The organism is Neorhizobium populisoli (assembly GCF_019430945.1).
GTDB classification, from domain to species: domain Bacteria; phylum Pseudomonadota; class Alphaproteobacteria; order Rhizobiales; family Rhizobiaceae; genus Neorhizobium; species Neorhizobium populisoli.
The window spans coordinates 57,742-75,236 of sequence record NZ_JAHYCB010000015.1 but is presented as its reverse complement, the minus strand read 5'-3'; the positions used below and the strand labels follow the sequence as shown (position 1 = coordinate 75,236).

Annotated in this window: 19 protein-coding genes and 6 pseudogenes; 9 read left to right on the top strand and 16 right to left on the bottom strand. The window is 57.8% G+C overall.

The features are described from left to right. The first annotated feature begins 90 nt into the window (after positions 1-90). The gene (locus tag KX729_RS28825) at positions 91-261 is read left to right on the top strand and encodes a hypothetical protein (protein ID WP_219745952.1); all 171 of its coding nucleotides are present in this window, start codon (positions 91-93) and stop codon (positions 259-261) included. Between the two features lie 8 nt (positions 262-269). On the opposite strand, the gene KX729_RS33845 is transcribed toward KX729_RS28825, so the two are convergent. Continuing rightward, the gene (locus tag KX729_RS33845; protein WP_246617928.1) at positions 270-689 is read right to left on the bottom strand and encodes a hypothetical protein; all 420 of its coding nucleotides are present in this window, start codon (positions 687-689) and stop codon (positions 270-272) included. Continuing rightward, on the bottom strand, positions 686-1,405 hold the full coding sequence (locus KX729_RS28815) for an AAA family ATPase (RefSeq protein WP_219745915.1): 720 nt from the start codon (positions 1,403-1,405) through the stop codon (positions 686-688). Before KX729_RS28815 ends, KX729_RS33845 begins: the two co-directional genes overlap by 4 nt. Positions 1,406-1,917: 512 nt before the next feature. Here KX729_RS28815 and KX729_RS28810 point away from each other — a divergent pair. Further along, on the top strand, positions 1,918-2,268 hold the full coding sequence (locus KX729_RS28810; RefSeq protein WP_312992523.1) for a plasmid mobilization protein: 351 nt from the start codon (positions 1,918-1,920) through the stop codon (positions 2,266-2,268). After that, positions 2,268-4,637 (top strand): conjugal transfer protein TraA, encoded by a 2,370-nt coding sequence (locus KX729_RS28805; protein WP_219745913.1) that lies wholly within the window; start codon positions 2,268-2,270, stop codon positions 4,635-4,637. Before KX729_RS28810 ends, KX729_RS28805 begins: the two co-directional genes overlap by 1 nt. 357 nt (positions 4,638-4,994) lie before the next feature. On the opposite strand, the pseudogene KX729_RS28800 reads toward KX729_RS28805, so the two are convergent. From KX729_RS28800 to KX729_RS28775, 6 genes and pseudogenes are all read right to left on the bottom strand, one after another. Continuing rightward, positions 4,995-5,520, bottom strand: a pseudogene (locus KX729_RS28800) (SDR family oxidoreductase); the annotation flags it as partial. Between the two features lie 179 nt (positions 5,521-5,699). Continuing rightward, positions 5,700-5,936, bottom strand: coding sequence for a hypothetical protein (locus tag KX729_RS28795; protein ID WP_219745912.1), 237 nt, complete (start codon positions 5,934-5,936; stop codon positions 5,700-5,702). A gap of 48 nt (positions 5,937-5,984) precedes the next feature. Next, entirely contained in the window at positions 5,985-7,949 is a 1,965-nt protein-coding gene (locus KX729_RS28790) for an FdhF/YdeP family oxidoreductase (RefSeq protein WP_219745946.1), read from the bottom strand. Between the two features lie 29 nt (positions 7,950-7,978). Then, positions 7,979-8,248: pseudogene (locus KX729_RS28785) on the bottom strand (YciE/YciF ferroxidase family protein); the annotation flags it as partial. 16 nt (positions 8,249-8,264) lie between these two features. Then, a pseudogene (locus KX729_RS33840) lies at positions 8,265-8,626 on the bottom strand (PepSY domain-containing protein). Positions 8,627-8,640: 14 nt separating this feature from the next. Next, complete coding sequence (locus KX729_RS28775; RefSeq protein WP_219745950.1) at positions 8,641-8,874, bottom strand: hypothetical protein; 234 nt, start codon at positions 8,872-8,874, stop codon at positions 8,641-8,643. A gap of 260 nt (positions 8,875-9,134) precedes the next feature. On the opposite strand from KX729_RS28775, the gene KX729_RS28770 reads away from it, so the two are divergent. Beyond that, positions 9,135-9,428 carry a BLUF domain-containing protein gene (locus KX729_RS28770; RefSeq protein WP_219745911.1) on the top strand — a complete coding sequence of 98 codons (294 nt, stop codon included), beginning with the start codon at positions 9,135-9,137 and terminating at the stop codon, positions 9,426-9,428. Positions 9,429-9,814: 386 nt separating this feature from the next. Here the strand turns inward: KX729_RS28770 and KX729_RS28765 are convergent, their stop codons facing one another. The 4 genes from KX729_RS28765 to KX729_RS28750 form a co-directional block, all read right to left on the bottom strand. Continuing rightward, a complete protein-coding gene (locus KX729_RS28765; protein WP_219745910.1) occupies positions 9,815-10,033 on the bottom strand; it encodes a hypothetical protein in 219 nt (72 codons plus the stop codon). Next, positions 10,030-10,335, bottom strand: coding sequence for a hypothetical protein (locus tag KX729_RS28760; RefSeq protein WP_219745909.1), 306 nt, complete (start codon positions 10,333-10,335; stop codon positions 10,030-10,032). The genes KX729_RS28765 and KX729_RS28760 overlap by 4 nt, the downstream gene beginning before the upstream one ends. Positions 10,336-10,436: 101 nt before the next feature. Next, entirely contained in the window at positions 10,437-11,015 is a 579-nt protein-coding gene (locus KX729_RS28755) for a cyclodeaminase/cyclohydrolase family protein (protein WP_219745908.1), read from the bottom strand. Positions 11,016-11,147: 132 nt separating this feature from the next. Beyond that, positions 11,148-11,546 carry a response regulator gene (locus KX729_RS28750; RefSeq protein WP_219745907.1) on the bottom strand — a complete coding sequence of 133 codons (399 nt, stop codon included), beginning with the start codon at positions 11,544-11,546 and terminating at the stop codon, positions 11,148-11,150. Positions 11,547-11,794: 248 nt separating this feature from the next. Here KX729_RS28750 and KX729_RS33830 point away from each other — a divergent pair. Both KX729_RS33830 and KX729_RS33825 read left to right on the top strand, forming a co-directional pair. Then, a pseudogene (locus tag KX729_RS33830) lies at positions 11,795-12,118 on the top strand (helix-turn-helix domain-containing protein); the annotation flags it as partial. Then, positions 12,117-12,507: pseudogene (locus KX729_RS33825) on the top strand (type II toxin-antitoxin system HipA family toxin); the annotation flags it as partial. The pseudogenes KX729_RS33830 and KX729_RS33825, both read left to right, overlap by 2 nt. A 14-nt stretch (positions 12,508-12,521) precedes the next feature. Here KX729_RS33825 and KX729_RS34670 read toward each other — a convergent pair. After that, positions 12,522-12,677, bottom strand: a pseudogene (locus tag KX729_RS34670) (UDP-glucose 6-dehydrogenase); the annotation flags it as partial. A gap of 643 nt (positions 12,678-13,320) precedes the next feature. Between KX729_RS34670 and KX729_RS28740 the strand changes: the two are divergent. Then, a complete protein-coding gene (locus KX729_RS28740) occupies positions 13,321-13,746 on the top strand; it encodes a hypothetical protein (RefSeq protein WP_219745905.1) in 426 nt (141 codons plus the stop codon). On the opposite strand, the gene KX729_RS28735 is transcribed toward KX729_RS28740, so the two are convergent. After that, positions 13,736-14,005 (bottom strand): hypothetical protein, encoded by a 270-nt coding sequence (locus KX729_RS28735; protein ID WP_219745904.1) that lies wholly within the window; start codon positions 14,003-14,005, stop codon positions 13,736-13,738. The two genes, KX729_RS28740 and KX729_RS28735, sit on opposite strands and share 11 nt — an antisense overlap. A gap of 695 nt (positions 14,006-14,700) precedes the next feature. Here KX729_RS28735 and KX729_RS28730 point away from each other — a divergent pair. After that, positions 14,701-14,946: a DUF6894 family protein gene (locus KX729_RS28730; protein WP_219745903.1), complete on the top strand. Its 246-nt coding sequence runs from the start codon at positions 14,701-14,703 to the stop codon at positions 14,944-14,946. 96 nt (positions 14,947-15,042) lie between these two features. On the opposite strand, the gene KX729_RS28725 is transcribed toward KX729_RS28730, so the two are convergent. After that, a complete protein-coding gene (locus KX729_RS28725; protein WP_219745945.1) occupies positions 15,043-15,756 on the bottom strand; it encodes a Crp/Fnr family transcriptional regulator in 714 nt (237 codons plus the stop codon). A 336-nt stretch (positions 15,757-16,092) separates the two neighbouring features. Next, positions 16,093-16,746, bottom strand: coding sequence for a DUF892 family protein (locus tag KX729_RS28720; protein ID WP_281423281.1), 654 nt, complete (start codon positions 16,744-16,746; stop codon positions 16,093-16,095). Between the two features lie 278 nt (positions 16,747-17,024). Here KX729_RS28720 and KX729_RS34665 point away from each other — a divergent pair, with 278 nt between their 5' ends. After that, positions 17,025-17,459 carry a hypothetical protein gene (locus KX729_RS34665; protein ID WP_219745901.1) on the top strand — a complete coding sequence of 145 codons (435 nt, stop codon included), beginning with the start codon at positions 17,025-17,027 and terminating at the stop codon, positions 17,457-17,459. Positions 17,460-17,495 lie beyond the last annotated feature (36 nt).

The window sequence follows — 17,495 nt, the reverse complement described above, 5'->3', positions numbered from 1 at the left end:
GGCTCCGCCGGTCGTGTTCCACGAGCCTTGACCTGACTTTCCCCGCCCTGCGTGCCGCCGTCATCTCTCACAAACGTCAAGGAGACGATGATGACGATGGCAATCGAAGACCACATCGAAGAACTTCGCCTGGAAGCGATGAGCGCTCCCACCCTGGAGGAGCGCCGCGCGATCGAAGCCGAACTCGAGCTGGCACGCGCCGAACTCGCCATCGTCATCGCCGAGCTCGACGGCACGATCGAAGCCGAGCCGCCCTTCTGAGGCGGCCGTCAATATCCATTCTCCTTCAGGTAGAAGTCGATGGCGGCCCTCATGACGATTGCCATCTTGATATCGTTCTCGTCGGCTGCGCGCTTGAGGCGCGCTTTCGTCGCTTGGTCAAGGGCGACGTTTACGAAAAACTTGACCTCGCGTTGCTTGGCCCGCTTCAGGTTCTTTAAGCTGTTGCGAACCTCGTCCTGGGCGATTGCACGGTCGCGGGCCCGTCGGTCACGGTCTCCAGCCGAGGCTTTGCTCAGAAGCGGCTGATCTTTTGCGCGTTCCGACGGTTGAAACGCATCGGCCTCCGCATCGCGCTGTCCCATGCTATCCGGCTCGCCCTCTTTGATGGCCTCAGGCGACGCTTCGCTTCTCGCGGTGGACTTGCCGGCAATCATGAAGTCGCCCAGCGCCAAATTGGCCTTGCTCATGCCGCGACATCTTTCGCGGCGATAGGCTCACCAGGCCGTTTGCTCTCGATTTCGTCGACAAGGCTCTGCACCTCGTAGCGGGCTTTTTTGACCGGGTCGGTCAAAGGCTGCATCTGCAACGTGCCAAGACCGTTCTGGATTTCCCGATAGACGTTGCGCTCGAACAGTTCCGTGTCGAGCAATGCGGTCTGATAGCCGGCTTCTCGTAACCCGGCCACGAATGGACGGACATAGCGATAGGCTTCGAGATTACGGGCCGGAAGCGTGATGCGCGTCCTGATGTTGAGGTGGCGGATGTTCGCGCCCGCCCGATCGTTGAACTGGTTGACGGCTGCGACGGTCTGCCCGGCCGCCTCGATCTCCTTGATGCCGGGCTGCACCGGCGAAAGGACGAGCTCGGACGAGCCGATGATCGTCTCCTGGATGGTGCTGTCGACACCCGGCGCATCGATGATGATCAGGTCGAACTCCTGACCGAGCCGAGCGATCTCGGCCTCGATCGTCCGTCGCGAGGCGGCGATGGTGACGCTGATATTGTCGGGCACATTGTCCTTGCTGCGGCAGAGCTTCCACCATCCCGACAGGTTGAGACGGGGATCGGCGTCGATCAACAGGACCCGTTCTCCCCTAAGCGCATATTCTCCAGCAATCAGCGTGACCAGCGTGGTTTTTCCAGCGCCACCCTTGTTGCTGACGGTCGAGTAGATCCGTGCCACGTTCATCTCCAATGCATCTGCGAAGCTCAGGACTTAGAGCTCCATCGTTCAGTGCTGTGAACAAATATTATTCGATAAGGGTCATCGGTCAAGTCACCCTTCATGTGTTCAATCGCTGGGATCGGACGGCTGCATGCTTCAATCATTCTGCATTTTCACAGCGAGTGAATACACCGAGTGAATGTGCGGAGCCATTGATTATATGCACGAAACGACCGATAAATGGTTCGATACGCTGCTTTGCCTCGGTCGTGGTGTGTCGAGGTTCAATGGTGTTGCGAGCTACAGCGGCATGATGAATGAAGGATAACCGCCGAACGAGCGGAATTGATGTCGATACTAAAATGCGTAATGTTATGGTTGGCAGGATACGCAATTTTGTGATACAAATTTGCTGACGATCGACGGACGAGCCGTCGATGACGCCTGCGGCGCTTTAAAGAGGGGTTGCGATGTGGGGAAAAACAGGCCCAGTCGTTCCAGCCAAGGCGAGGGGTGAGCCGAGAGAACGGGTGGTGCACGCGCGCTTTTCGGCAAGTGAACTCGCCGCGATTACTTCTGCCGCAACGGCGGCTGATATGACCGTGTCGGGCTTTCTTCGATGCCTCACGCTCGAGGGTGCGGGTGTTCGGCCTTTCTTTTCTGAGGACGATCGCGCTGTCCTCGAAGTGCTCATTTTTGATATCCGCGCAATTGGCATCAATCTCAACCAGGTCGGCCGCGAGCTGAATCGAGGTGGTCGGCCGCCGGACCACGAGATTCTCGAGACGATGCTGGTGTCGCAGCAATTGATCGCGGCTGCTCTGATCGAATTGAGGCGCCACGCCTCGCAAGGCGCGCAACGCCACCGGAGGGTGGACTGATGGAATTCTTTCTGGGCGCCTTCGAGAACGATTGGGAGCGCCGTCGTGCTGCGATCCTGCACGAACGGTCGATCCGCAAGCGCGGCCTGGAAGAAGAGGAGGTTCGGCGCAGGGGTGGATTGGCTGGAGCGGAGCCGAGGGGCGGTCGAGGTGGCCGCGGAATTCGGTTGAAGGTGGACGCTCTGGCCTGGAGGAAAGGCGCCCTCATCGCAGAGCCGAGCATGCGGACCCGGTTCCGGGGACTGGCGTCCGGAAGCCAGCCTGCGGTCGTAAAGCTCGCCTCCTTTGGAGAAGGCGGCCGTCTCGGCGCGATGATCAACTATGTGTCGCGCGACGGGAGCGTTGCGGTGGAGAACGAGCGCGGCGAGCAGTTGCGCGGTCGGGATGCACTTGCGGTGGTCGAGAGTGAATGGGATCACCTGATGGGTAATCGTGCAGAGAGCCGCGATATCGGCACCTTCACGATGACGATCAAGGCAAGGCAGGCGAACGAATCCGATCCCTATGATCTGGCAGGCGGCTTGCTGAAGCGCGCACTCGGCGACCGAAGCTTCGCCTTTACGGTCGATCGAAAACAGGCTGTCGGGAGCCTCTCCGTGAATGGTGTCGCCGTATTGCGAGACAGCGCAGGCGAACGGCTGACGGCGGACCGAAAATCGTCGGAAATCGTGCACAACCGTCTTGGTGAGGGTTCGCAAACAGGCGACGTGGCGGCGTTTGGCTTTACCGGCCATGGCAATGGCGTCGACTATGGCACGAGCCGGGTCCGCGCTCTGGTGGAACGCAGCGGCGATATCGTCCGGACCGAAAGCGGGCAAGCGATCGAGGATGCCAAGCAGGCCGGCGATCTCGTTCAGCTCGGATGGCGCGGCCAGTTGCATAGCCGTAAAGCCCGCGACGTCATGCATGTCGTCATCTCCGCCCGTGCAGGGACGGACGTGCAGGCGTTTCACTCCGCCGCCCGGGATTTTCTGGCGGATCGGTTTGCAGGACATCGCTACGCGTTCTCGATGCACGATCCGGCCCACGATCCGAAACCTGTAGAGACGGGTGGCAAGCGTCCGCATGTTCACGTCCATGCGATCGTCGCGATGCGCTCTGATGCCGGCGACAGGATCGAGACCACCATCAGGACGTTCCGCGAGTGGCGAGTGGCCATGGCCGAAAAGGCACGCGCACACGGGATCGACATGGAAATGACGGATCGGCGGGATCGGGCAAGCGCTCCAGCCTACACAAAAAACCAGGTCCGTCCAATCAGCCGCGCGGGACGGACAGTGCACGAAGGCACCAGCATCGCGGCCGACGGGCGCTATCGTGGCAAACGAGACGACAGCGTTGCTGCGCCGCGCACACAACGTAGCGTAAATTATTCCGATGGTGCTGGTAGGGCGTGGTCCGATCTGGCGGCGGATGTCGATGCAAAAAACCTTGATAGCTACAGCAGATCGCAAGCTTTTCGGCTTGAACGCGCGAGATCAGAGCATAATCCTGTTCGCGCGAGGGATCATAAGCCGGAAGTTTCTGGTTCGCATTATCAAACAAATCTAGTAATGTTGGGCCGAATGATTTCGGAGGCTGACGACGTGCGCCAGATGACACGCGAAGAGTTTACGGCATACGAAAGTCAGGTGGACGCCGCTTTGCTCAATGCCAGGAAGGTCATTCCGGAAAGTGAGAGGGCCAGTTTCGAGGAAATCGCTGCGGCTGCTCGCGATCATGTCGAAGCACGGCGTGAATTGATGGAGAATGCCGAACAGGCCAGGAGCAAGGCAGCAGAGCGACGTCGCGAAGAGGTAGACAAGCCGAACGACCATTGGGATCGCGCCGTAGCACGGCATGGCCTGGAGGTGGTCAGAGCCGCAAACGACGTCATGCTTGCGGTCGAGCACTATCGCGAGCGGATCGATCGTGCGGAAGCAGCGGAAGACAAGACCGACAATTCGAGGCTACAGGCGGGATTGAATTTGGAGCTTGCGCGAGCCGGTGAGCTCGGGGCCGCAGGGAATGGTCTGGTCCGTGAGATCGCGGAGATGGATCAGGAGCTCCGTTTAGCCGTCGAGGCGGCCAGACGATCGCGGGAGCGGGATGACCGCCGAGATGTCGGGACGACTGTAACGCAGGTTCGCGGGGAACGGCGTGACGAGGGTGCAGTCGGTGACATTCCCGGTGATCAGCGGCAGACCACCGACGGGTCGCGGTCACGCGAGACGAGAGGTGCAGACGAGAATTCAGAGCCCTCCAGGCGGGGAGACACTAATCGCAGCAATCCAGCGCAACAGCGCGTTCCGCGGATTGAACAACTGCAGCGTGACGCGGAGGAGGATCAGAACCGCGACGCCAAGGATCGAGACGATAGGGATCGATAGGAGCTGACCACGCGCGACGAACGCCGGACTGTCATCAACCCTGAACGGGCGGCCGAGTCCGAAGATGGCCTGGCGAAGGTGTTTGGCATTGTCTTTTGGGTCATCATGATCGTTGCGGCACTGGACTATAAGTTCACATGGTTTTGGAGGCTCTTCGCTTTCAGCCTATCGGGATCGTGACCGTTGCTGGCGCGTTGCCGAAATTGGTGCTCGCTAGGGGGAGCGGGTTCTAGGCCTCCCGAAACGCACTCAGGCTGAACGGGTAGAACATAGTGATCGCCCGAGTTATCTCACTGCCGGCGACCGTTTGCTATGGATCCGAGGGAAAGGCGCTTGAGAAGCCGCCCTCCCTTACGATCAGATCATGATTTCACCGCCAGTGACAGGTATGACCGCACCCGTCATGTAGCTTCCGAGATCGGACGCGAGCAACACATAGGCGCCTGCCAGTTCCGCTGGTTGGCCAGCCCGGCCGAGCAGGGTCTGTTCGCCAAACTTTGCCGCCTTTTCTGCCGGCATTGTCGATGGAATGAGCGGTGTCCAGATCGGTCCCGGTGCGACGGCATTCACACGGATACCTTTTTTCCGCGACCATTTCTGCCAGTCCTGCCGTGAAGTTCGAGATTGCGCCCTTTGTTGAGGTATAGGCAAGAAGTTGCGGGGAAGGTTGGCGCGACTGGATCGAGGTCGTGTTGATAATGGAGCTTCCCGGCTTCATATGCGGCACGGCCGCCTTCGACAAGAAGAACGGCGCGTAGATATTCGTCCTGAACGTCTCGTCCCACTCATCTGCGGTGATATCGCCGATATCGGCATAGGTCCGTTGAAACGCTGCGTTGTTGACAAGGATGTCGATGCGTCCGAGCCTGTCCATTGCGCGCTTAGAGGCCGTCGGACGGGAAAAGTCATGGCGCCGGCGGGGTGATGGAAACTCTCCAGACGAAACCTTCCTCTACCGAATAGCCCTACGCCCTGAGCCAAGCCATTCTCGCTTGCCGGCCCGGGGGTGTGGTCTCATCGCCTGGTGTTTTCGCAGGTCCCGCCGTTCCTGCTCCGCTCGGTTCATTTATTGGCAAGGGACTGACGCTGAAGACAGGGCAGAAGCACGTACAGCGTTATCTTGAGCCGCTGATGCGGATGATCGTCGAAGGCAAGATCGACCCTTCTTTCCTGATCACCCACCGTATCGGACTGGAAGAAAGCCCCAAAGCCTACCGCGACAAGGCCGACGGATGCATTAAGGTGGTGATCCGGCCAAACGGCACTTATAACGCGGAGCGGTTGATCTTCGCAGTCCATTCAAATTATCTTGTGTCAATCTACGGCGCGGGAGAATTTTTTTATCGCCTATGCTTCTATACGAACCGGAATGGCCTTGGATGCAGGTGTTTTCGACAGTTCGTCATAGTGATCGATGGCGTTGAGCACATTGGCTTCCGGGTAGTAGGCGCCGATCGTTCCTCTCGGCAGGTTATGAGCCGTCACCACAAGCCCGGGGAGCTCGCGGCGGATCCCGTCCTCGAAATCGCTGACCAAAGTCACGATCTGACGCGCTTTTAGATCCGACACTGCCATATCTTCCTCGCACATCAGAAGCACGTCGCGTGTCCCTTCAATGCCGCGGAATCGATCGCTATAGCCATAAATCGTCGTGTTGAACTGGTCGTTGGAACGCATGGTCACCAGCCTGAAGCGGCCATCCGTGTTGCCGAAGGAGAGTGCGTTCAACCGTTTTGGGGCGGTGAAGATAGCCTTTCCTTGTTCCGTCTTCCAGATGCGTTCATGCGCGGCATTCCCGCGGTAGAAGCCACCGGGTTTAAACATGCGGGCATTGTAGTCCTTGAACTCCTTCGGATAGGTCGCCTCGATTAGATCACGCACAAGACCGTAGTCCCCAAGCCACTCATCCCATTTCCGTCTGGGGTTGGAATCGAGCGTCGCCTTGGCGATGCCGACAACGATCGCAAGCTCACTCTTCAAATGTTTTGAGGCCGGCGTGCGTTTTCCGATCGACCCGGAGATATGCGAGAAGCTGTCCTCGGTGGTGACGGTCTGATTGCCAGTCGCCTGTTCATCGATCTCGGCACGCGATAGGCAAGGCAGGATATAGGCGTTCTTGCCGGGAAACAGGTGGGTGCGGTTGAGCTTGGTGGATACGACCACAGTCAGTTCCTGCGCCGCCCAGGCCTGTTCCATCGCCTTCTGGTCAGGAACGGCCCGTACGAGATTGCCGCCCAGCGAGACGAAACCCCTGATCTTGCCGGCCATCAGTCCTTTGACCGCATCGACGATGGTTACGCCGTCCTCAGTCGGTGGATCGAAGTCGAACAGCTGCTTCAGTTTGTCCATTGGAATGAGCTTGGTCTTTTCCGCAATTCCGACCGTTCGCTGTCCCTGCACGTTAGAGTGACCGCGAACAGGGCAGCAGCCAGCTCCCTCGCGCCCGATATTGCCGCGCAGGAGAAGGAGATTGACGACCATCGCGACATTGACCGAGCCCTGCGAATGCTGTGTCAGACCCATGCCGTAAACGCCGATGACCCGTTCGGCGCCGATGTAGATCTCGCCGGCGCGGCGGATCGCAGCCTCCGTCAGGCCGCTTTCCTGCTCGATATCGCTCCACGACGTCTGCCGTACACAGGCGATGAAGGTCTCAAAGCCCATGGTGTGCTCGGAAATGAAATCGACATCGATGATCCTCTTCAAGCCTCTGGCCAAGGCGTCGTCGTCAGCTTCGATCACGACCTTGCATAGGCCGAGGATAGCAGCGATATCACCGCCGGCCTGGACCTGCAGATATTCGTCGGAAATCTGAGTCTCGCGTCCCGTCAGCATATCAACGGGGCTTTGCGGATTGACAAAAGATACTAGACCCTGCTCGACCACTGGATTGAACGTGACGATGCGTGCGCCGCGCTTCTTGGCTTCCTGCAACGGATGAAGAAACCGGGGACTGTTTGATCCCGGGTTCTGCCCAAAGAAAAAGAAGGCGTCGGCCTTTTCAAGGTCATCCCAGACGATTGTTCCGACCGGCGACCCGACGACCTTTTGTAGGCCGACCGATGTGGTCTCGTGGCACATGTTGGAGCTTTGCGGCAGGTTGTTGTTGCCATAGACCCGCGCCAGCAGCGCATAAAGAAACGAGGCTTCGAGCCCGGCATGGCCGGACGAATAGAAGACGGCACTGTCGCGCGGCAAGGACTGAAGCACCTTGCCGATCTTGGCGAAGGCCTCGTTCCATGTCACCTCGACATAGCGATCCCTCCCGGCATCATAGCACAAGGGATGGGTCAAGCGACCCGTTGCCTCCAGGTCGTGGCCTCAAATGAACGGCTGGAGCTTCAGGAGGCTTTTTTGCCTTTGGCGTTCGCTGACGCTTTAGCAAGCTGGGTCAGCTTCTTGTCGGTAGCTTCCTCCTCGGCAAGGTTGGCCTTCAGCAGCGGTATTGCATCCTTCAGGCCCAGCTGGTTCGCCCATTCGATCAGCGTGCCGTAGCGGGCCATTTCGTAGTGTTCGACAGCTTGCGCGGAAGAGATTAAGCCTGCATCGAGAGCGGGGGAATTCCTGAATTCCTCGATAACCTCCTCGCTTTCGGCGATGAAGCCCTGGAGCGGCGAAGAGCGCCAATTATTTGGTGACGATGTTGCCCTGGTAATCGAGCGAGACCGCAACGGACTTGACATCCGTTGTTCCCACCGCCTGCCAGACACCCTTGTCATCGAGCTTCAGGCCCATCAGCGCGTTGACGCCGGAGCCGTCGATGCCGACTATGCTTGCGATTCGGTGAAGCTGTTCTTGCCTTCCACCGGGGCCGTCGAGTTCTTCGTGTCAGGGGTTGCGACGGCCGGCGTGTTGCCGTTTGCAGTGGGTGCTGTGGTCGTCTGCGCATACGCCGTCAGGGCTGACGCTCCGAACAGCGCCGCCACAAAGATTATCCTGCGCCAGTAAAGCCGAGCTGTACGGCTGCGTGCCCATCGCGTTCGACCGATCGTTTCCAAAAGCTTCAAGGCTTCATCAGCCTAATGAAAAACTTGAACTCCCTGAGGCTGTGGTGCTGGTCCGATCCCATAACGGCGACCGACCAGTACTCTCGGTCGGAGCCGAAGATATCAGTCACCAGAACGATCTCGATCTCCGTGCCATCCATGCGTCGCGCCCAATAATAGGAGCCAGCACGAAGCTCGTCTTCATCGATCGATATCTCGCTGTTCAACGCCTGCTCACTCTTCGTATTCAAACGTATCCAAATCTCGTTTCCGTTTACGGAACCAGCATGTGGAGAGTTCCGAACCCAGCGTCAAGGTGCCACGCCCGGCCGCCGAATCCTCGCGTTGCTCCCGGGGGCGAGAGGGGGTTCCCGAGGAACCGGCCGCAGCCTTTCGCATCGACGCCTACATTGAACTGCCGAGGAACAGGGTTCATTTGACCACGGCGGTGGCCACGCAGGTTGATCGATCCCTTGCCATCTGGTTCCACCTGCGGAACTCGTGAAACAGGATGAAGGGATGGCCGTCGGGATATTTTGGTCAGGTGCTGGAGGGGTCTCAGGCCGCGATAGAGGCGACATTCGAGCGTATCCAGCAGGATCTTCCCCTTGGTGAAGTAACCCTTCTGGAGTTCGCGCCCGCTGAGGCTCGAATTTTTGACAGCTGGGCGATGGCCTATGTCGGCGAACCCTCCGATCTGTTTGCGGGCCTTGCAGGACGCACAGGCTTCGATGAATCGAAAATTCTCGGCGAGCGTCTGTTGGCCCGGCTCCGCGACCGGGTCGCGTCACCGCTACCGGCGTGATGAAACAAGTCATGGAAAACGCCGGCGGAATACCCGCTGGCTGAGATGACTTGTCTATTCAGCGTATTTTTATCGAGCTTTTCAACAATCTCAGAGCTGCTGGATGTTGCCGCTTTTCGGCATGCCGTCCGCGACCGCGTCTGGTCGATCATGAGGTGATTGCCATTCTCCGTCAAAACCATTGACCTGCTGCTCGCTATCCACGACCTCCTCAGCCTAGATGTGATAAACTCCCGCTTGAGCCGTTACCGATCTTTTGATTGAGCGTGTGAAGCTGGTACGCTCCGACGTCAAGGCGACGCTGTAGAGGTCGATTACGCAGCTAAGTCCGGCGACCGTGAAATGCCCTTCCATTGGCGCGATGGCCAAGCATCTACTCCCTTCAATCAATCCGGATTCATGTTCGGGAGGTTGCTTTCGACCTCTCGCCGCTTTTCTTCCGGCAGCGTCTCTATCTCGTCGCGCCAGAACGCAGATGCTTCCCGAGGTTCATCCTCCCACTTGCGGGTGCTCACAATGTTGTCGTCGAGTTTCGCTTTGCGCTTGCCGCCGAGGCGAACGTATTGGCCAGCGAGCCGAGCGGCTTCGGTAGAGGGGCCGGTCATAGCGCGATCCCGTAAACAAAGCCAACGACAGCCGCGAGCGTCACTGACTTGATGGGCTGCAGGGTAATTTGATATTCGACCTTTTCGCGGGTAGAGCGAGCCGTTTCGGCCACCGGCTTCGATGATGCAAGCATCGGCCGTCGAGCCGCGCTGCGTGCATACCTGAGTTCTGCACGAAGCTCCTCCAGTTCGCGTTGTTGCGCGGCGGCGCTCAGGCGAGCTGGATCAGCGCCGGTCGACAACGTTCCATCGACTCGGTTGACGGTTGGGGCGACGACGGTCTTGTTATTGCTGTCGGCCATAGTTGGTCTCCTTAGATTTCTCCCGCTCTCGAAACGGTATCGAAGATCAGGAGTTCCTCCGGGATTTTTCGGAGCAGAAGAAGAGGCGGCGTCACTGAGCCCTACGAGGATCTTGCTCTCCTTAATTCACTCATGGCGAGGTCGAAGCGGATGCGAAGGGTCGAACGATTACATGAGGTGCGTCCGCGTAGATCCGCGGCGTCATCATCGCGGAGATTGCTCTCTACAGCCATCATGACAGCCGAGAACGCGGCGCCGATTAATTCGACTCCACCATGGAAATCACTCGCGGCGGCGTCGGTTATCTGATTGGTCGACTCTTCCAGCAGTTCAAGGAGTTCGAGCAACAGGAGGGCGGCTGCAATAGGTGCACGGGTCGCATCGACGAGAGCGGCCCGTCTGGCCGTCGCATCGGAATTCGGACGGTATGCATGGAGCAGCGCGGCGGAGGCCGATCTGTCGTTCTCGGTTGCATCCTTCACCTTTGCGGAAATCGAGTCAAGGCGCTCAATTACCATGTCGGTATCGCTGCCGTGCTTGTTCGAAACGGCCAACGCCATTCGCGTCATCGCAGTACCAAGCTGGGCGGCGATAAGGGCGGTCGTGCTGCCGCTAATAACCGGTGACGTTCGACCGATCTGGGCAAGCATCGATGCAAGATCGAGTTCTTGGAGGCTCATGAATATCCCTTCGACCATTAACGCATTCGATTATTCGGCCATCCGCTTGCCACGGACGCATCTTGAGACGGTCTGTTTCGAGCGTGACTATCGGCGATGCAGAATTTTGCAAGCTGGAAACTCCCATCTAGCCTACTGCGCGAACTCGGTCATCCGACGCGGACAGGCGGCAATGCGGTTCTCATGGCGGTCCACAGCATATTGAATTGCCTGAACCATCTCGATGTCCATCAGCGGCTTACTGATCACGCCAAGTGTGCCGGGCACGCCGTCGCCGAGGTAGGCCGGATTGCCCGTCATGAAAACCACAGACACATCGTTTTCTGCCAGGCTCCTGCCGATTTCCGGACCTGTCGGACCATCGAGGAGATCGACGTCGACCAAAGCGACATCCGCGTTCGCCCCGAGTGCCAGAGCCTCAGACATGTTCGATGCCATCCCGGCTGGTTTGTAGCCGAGTTCAATAACGGCTTCTTCCAGACAAAGAGCGATAAGCGGTTGGTCTTCGACGATAAGGATACGGCAGGTCATGGGCTATTGGCCTTCTTGCTGTTGTAAAGGTTAAACCGCTCCGACATTTGTATTGTTCCGTCTGAACTGCGGCCCCGTCCGCGTATTGCGGATTCTCTCTCGCAAGTTCACGCGAAGACGCTGCTCGGCCGTCTCCGACTAGGCGTATTCATCGCATTGGTCATCGTGGCGAGTGATTGTGTTGTGATCAAAAAAATATTGTTAGCTTCGTGCTTCATAAAAGCAAAACGGTAGCGCGAAGGTCCGACATGCCTACTCCCCATCAACCACCGGCAGTCGTCCGGCGCGCTTTGCGAAAGCTCGGTGCGGATATCCAGGATGCTCGTCGTCGACGTAAGCTGCAGATGGCGGTCGTTGCAGAACGAGCTTTTACCTCGCGCTCGACGCTGCAAAAGATAGAGGCGGGAGACACGAGTGTCAGCATCGGGATATATGCGGGCGTTCTCCTGGCGTTAGAGCTACTCGACGGGCTTACCTAGGTGCCTGACATCAGCAACGACGGTGTCGGCCAGGCGCTTGCCGGTGCCGATCTGTCTAGGCGCCTCCGCTTGAAGTCGGCATCGGGATCGACTGAAGCATCCCGATCGCTTCTCGCTGGAACCGGCGCTTGCATTGACCCGCGGGGCCTTTGCTCCGCCGACAGGCTGGGCAACGTGCGGGTCGATCAGAGACTCTGCTCCTAACACGTACGGGAAGCGGCTCATGCAACGCACGGAGCGTCGCAGCGCGGAGCGGGAGGCGATCGGTTCGCACCCTCGCCGAAAGCGACTACCTGCTGGGAGTTGCCGACGAAACCCGCCTCGGTGCACTTCGTTTCCGGTGGGTCGATAAGGAGGTCTTCAACGCCCCCATCCAGACCGGCGTCCCGACCGTCATCGAGCTTGATCGGCTCTTGTAGATCACTGAGCCCATTCTGCGAGACGAAGAGACAGACGAGGACCTCCAGCTCATTTTCGCTCCACCAGCGACCGCCGAAGTGCTATCGCATGAAAACCGGATCCGCCCGTCGGCACGGTTCGCGGCGATCAGCTCGTCGAGACCTGATTCATATATCGGAATCCTGCCGGCTTCGAGTTCGCGAACGCGGTCCTCGGCGATATCGACGCAACATACATCGTGGCCCATCGACGCGAAGCACGCACCGTCGTCAGGCCGACATAGCCGGCCCGGATCATCACCGCATTCATTTGATTACCCTTTGGTTGGCTGATTGCTGGTCTCGATAGGGTGGCCGAAGAGAAACTGTGTGGAAGAGTTCCGGATGATGTTGAGGAAGATGACATTCAAGATGGAGCTGTGGCTCCCGAGCGCTTTTTGTTGTCGGAGTAATCGTGCTCATCGAGAGGGCGTTGAACCGCTTCGCAGTTCCCTCAAGCGAAGTACGGTGAACCGGATTGAATTGCTGAAATCCTCCCACAAAACCGGCGCCGCAAAAAATCGAAATTGCGGCGGAAATTCCGGTCGTGCCCGGCTGTTCGTCAGGCTCCACGGCGAAAAAAAGAGCTTGACGTTTTACGCTAACAACAAATTGCACTGTTGGATTGAAAGCGGGATATCTCGAAGGGGGAGGTACGTCACATAGCGGCAGCCCAGAGCCCTTATTGGTTCTGTGCTGTTCGGCCGGCAGAATAGCAATGCCGGCATGCCCACTTCGTCATTATCATGGCGCTATCGTCGGCGCTTGCCGGCACCATCCTGTGGCTATTCTTTAGGGCATGAGGGGGTGTTGGGCCGCATGAGGCATTGCTTCCTCAACTTTTGGAAACCGCCGAAAATGTATAGCGACACGCAACCGGCCACCGCGTTTCTGGTTAGTCTTCGCAACATGTCGAACAGGTGGTATTTGACCCGCTACAAATTACTCGTTGTCGGACCTGAAGATCTTGTATCGCTCGCCATCCAAACGGCTTGGAGCGAAGTTGGCGTCGAGTTGCTGGGGCCGGTCCCGGTTCATAGAGCTTTAGCCTATGACCTGAGAGCTTTTCATGGAGTTCTAATGGACATAACGAACGGCGACGAGGGTAGCCTGTTCGGATTGTCGGAGCGGCTGGATGATGCGCTGGTCCCGTCGCTATACGTCCTGCCGGATGCCGCCTACCAGGATCGTAACAAGATGTTCGTGTTGAGCGACCGCCGGAACGAGATCGGCAAAATCTTGTCTTCCATTTTTCAAGACGGAGATCACGGGGTCAGGCATTAACACCCGTATTGGCGTTCTTGCTTGTAAGCGCGATTTCCCGCATCAGCGTGAATAGCAGGAATTGTAATGTCCGACTGTCCAGTCCCGGCGTAGCCTCCAATTTCGCCCGAAGAATTGTGTTTAGCGCAAGTTCGTACGCATCCTTTTCCAGAGCCATGAAGCGTAAGGCCATACGGCGAGCGACACTCACCATATCCTCGTTCAGGAGTGAATTTCGGGCTAGCGTTTGGGGATGTAGTGAACTGCGAGTGATGGTCATTGAGCTTCTCCATCGTCTCCGTCCATAATGTCTGCGCAGGTGATCTCGTTCCCGTACGCTTCCAGACCGACGGCCGACTGCCCATGCATCCATCCGCGTGGTGCGCGGGCTGCGTCAGAGCATTATTTTTTCCGTCTGCTACCGTACAAACCTTAAACCCGGTGGGAATAAGATTACCGACGACAACGCTGAATCTTGACGATCCGTTCGCACTTCGTAAGCATGAAATTGAGTGAAGATGCGTACCGCTTGGATTTTGACACGTTCAGAGACTGGATGGACCGCAACAAGAGCTTTGGGATTGTCGTCAACTTTCCGTGGAAGCCTTTTCGATGCAGCTGACGCCACAGCCGCCTCTAATGCGGTACACGAAGTCGACGAGCGGCTGGCGCGCTGCTGCTCATAGTGTCACGACCGGGTAACAATAAGTTCTCGCTGACTCATGAACATGTATCCCTCACGCTCGCCCTCCGACGGCCGAGCGTGACCCCGGGTTGCATATCCTCAAACGTAAGGGCTTCATCAAGTCGGAGCGCGGCCCGGTGACGATCGCGCCGCTCTTGAAGAGTTTGCACTTAACACCTGGTGTCTGCAGAAAGAGGCATACCGGCATCTTATGAAAGACTTTTTCCGAGCGCATAGATTAATTAGGTTGCCAGCAAGCCTCTTATCGAGCGGGAACTGAGGTTGAGCTTATGAACAGGTATTTCTTCCACATCCGCCGCAGTGACGGCAACGTCTTCGATGAAGAAGGCGATGAGTGTGCCAATGTGGAAGACGCGCGCAACAATGCATTTGACGCGGTGCGCGAGTTGATAGCGGCGCAAATCAAAAGTGGCGTGGCGATTTCCGACGCGCACATGGACGTTCATAACGAGGCCGGCACCTTGCAGTTCAGCCCGTCCTTCCATGCCATTATTCAGGAGCAGCTGAAGAAGTAGGCTCAGAACGGTCTCGCTTTCCTCCGAATCTTGGAATTCTGAACTTTTTCTTAACTTATCTCTGAGCAAGAAACTGCTTCGCATGCTGGAAATGCTTTAGATTTGGCCGATGAGGCGGCGGTATTCTTCTTCCGGCTTGCCGTATGCGCCGCCCGCAAACTCCTCCAGCCCCCTCCGGTCGCGGATCGTAATCCGCCCCCGCTCGGCCCGCACAAGTTTGTTGCCTTCCAGGATGTGGATTGCATTCGTGACACTTGGCCGCCTTACGGCAAGCATCAGCGAGATGAAATCGTGGGTAAGGGCAATCTCGTCGCCATCCACCCGATCGTGGCACATGAGCAGCCAGCGGGCGAGACGTTCGTCCACCTGATAATTCGCGTTGCAAAGCGCTGTGTACGAGATCTGCGACGCGAAGTTCTGAATAAATCTTGCAAGCAGGTTGGCGAACACCGGATTGTGGGTAAGCGCTGTGTGAATGGATTGGAGCGACATTCGGAAACCCTCGCCCGCCACCTGCATCAACACTTCATGGACGCTGATCGTGCCGCCGACACCAGCCGATGTAGGCGAAAAGCCTTCCCGCCCGAACATGCCTGCCTCCGCCCTCTGGCCTTCCGCCGAGATGGTGACCACCGAACCAATGCCACTACAGAGAAAATAAACATGGTCGATAGGGCAATCGGCGCCAACGATGATGATGCCGCGCGGAAGCTCGACCGGTTGAACTGCAGACGCAATATGCTGGATTTCGTTCTGAGGCAAAAGCGCAAGGAGGCGATTGCGCAGATAAGGTTGTCGTAAAACGTCCATGACTCTCGCTGTCGGGCAGAAGCGTCTGCTTCCGGCCGCCAAGCCCTGAGCTTTCACTGACGGTTGGCGATTCTATACCATCCGCTCTGCCGACTTGATTTTACGTACGCTGGCATACCCTTGGGCCGCGTCTTCTTGATGCTGCTAATATGCAAGCATCCAACGGGTGGAAGTGCAATGGCAAATTACGAAAAGGAAACCGTCCTGCTTTTGGGAGATCAGGCACTGATCGCGCTTTTTTTTTGAAGATGTTGTCGAAAAGGCGGTTTCCGCACCATCAATATATGCTCGTCATGCTCCGCAGTCGCCAACGGGCTGGAAGAGCATACGCCGGAACTAGCGGTCATCGAGACGCGTTTTAGGGACGCTGCCGCACTTGGCGCACGCGGCATCTGTTACATCGTCCGTTCCGGCGTCTATGACAGGTAAGGCGCGTCTCCGCTGGTGAAAAGCAAGTGTCGGTGGATCACCAAACCCTGCAAGCCCGACGACTTTATTGAAGCGGTGCGAGAATGCCGCCTGGTCCAGTAAGTCCGACAGCGGGTTTTCTGGGCAGCAAGCGTGGTGGTCAAGGCGAAGATGTTCCGTCCAGCCATTCGCCATCGCCAGTTCCTCCTCGAGGTTTGCCTTAAAGGGTGTGGTGCGCGCGGACGTTCGGCGTACTCGGAAAACGAGATCAGCGGCTTGCAGCCGCGATCTCGATATCCTCGGACGCGAAGTTCGCCCATTGTTATCTTGAGAATCTTGGCAGCTGCCAAACTGTGGCCGATCCCCGCTATGGTTCCGGCGAGCGAAAATCCCCGCATACTTCGCCAAGGAATGATGCTCCCCAAGGCTTTCCAGCACGTACTCCAGGCGCACGATCTGACCTTCCGTGTCGCGAATATGTTCGTCCAGCTTTTCCAGCGATGCCAGATAAAATTTGATCCGGCGAAGCTGCGGCTTCATGATCGAAACGGCTGGTTTTTCCATGGCATGGGCATTCTTCAATCCTTTACAAACAGATCACACGCTGCTCGGCCATGTCTTCTCGCTCTCCTGTTCTGGGTCGCTACCGACCACGCGTCGCGAAGGAAGTTCGGTCGCTTCGGTTTGGTGAGCGCTGCCACACGGCAGGGCGTCAGGGTGAGGTCGATTGAGACCTGCCCACGTCGGCAGATCCAGCTCTCACGGTCGAACCAGGAGCGCTCCGAGCGTTACGGGACGAGGTCACATGCATCGACGCCGACATCGAACTTAGGAGGCGTCGGCTCAAGGCGACCTAGCGAATGACCATTCAGGTTGATCGACTTCTCGCCCATCTTGTTCCAGGTCCGGAAAGGGTAATTGGAAAGGATGGCCAGATGACGATCGAGAACGAACTCGGCGTAGTGCGGGACACCCGCCCAGCCCCTGGCGTTGGTCGTCGTTGCGGGATCATTGTTGCCGGTGACCAGGTGCTTTCACCCGTTCAGCTTCGACGGCAGCTGGTCGCAGTCGCCGCCCCGCGCCGACATGAGGTCGCCCAGGTGCCAGACTTCCTCCTCCTCGCCAACGAGTGTATTCTCGTTCCGGATCAGGGCGATGTCGTGTGCCGCTATATCCGGAAACGGACGGCGGTCTATGCGCAGGACACGCGGATCGGCGAAATGGGTATCGCTGGTGAGATAAATTATAGTGCGGATGTAGATCATTCAGACACGAAACGCAGGACGGTCCCGTAGACAAAGGGACTGAAGTCCCATCGATGCTTGAAAGGG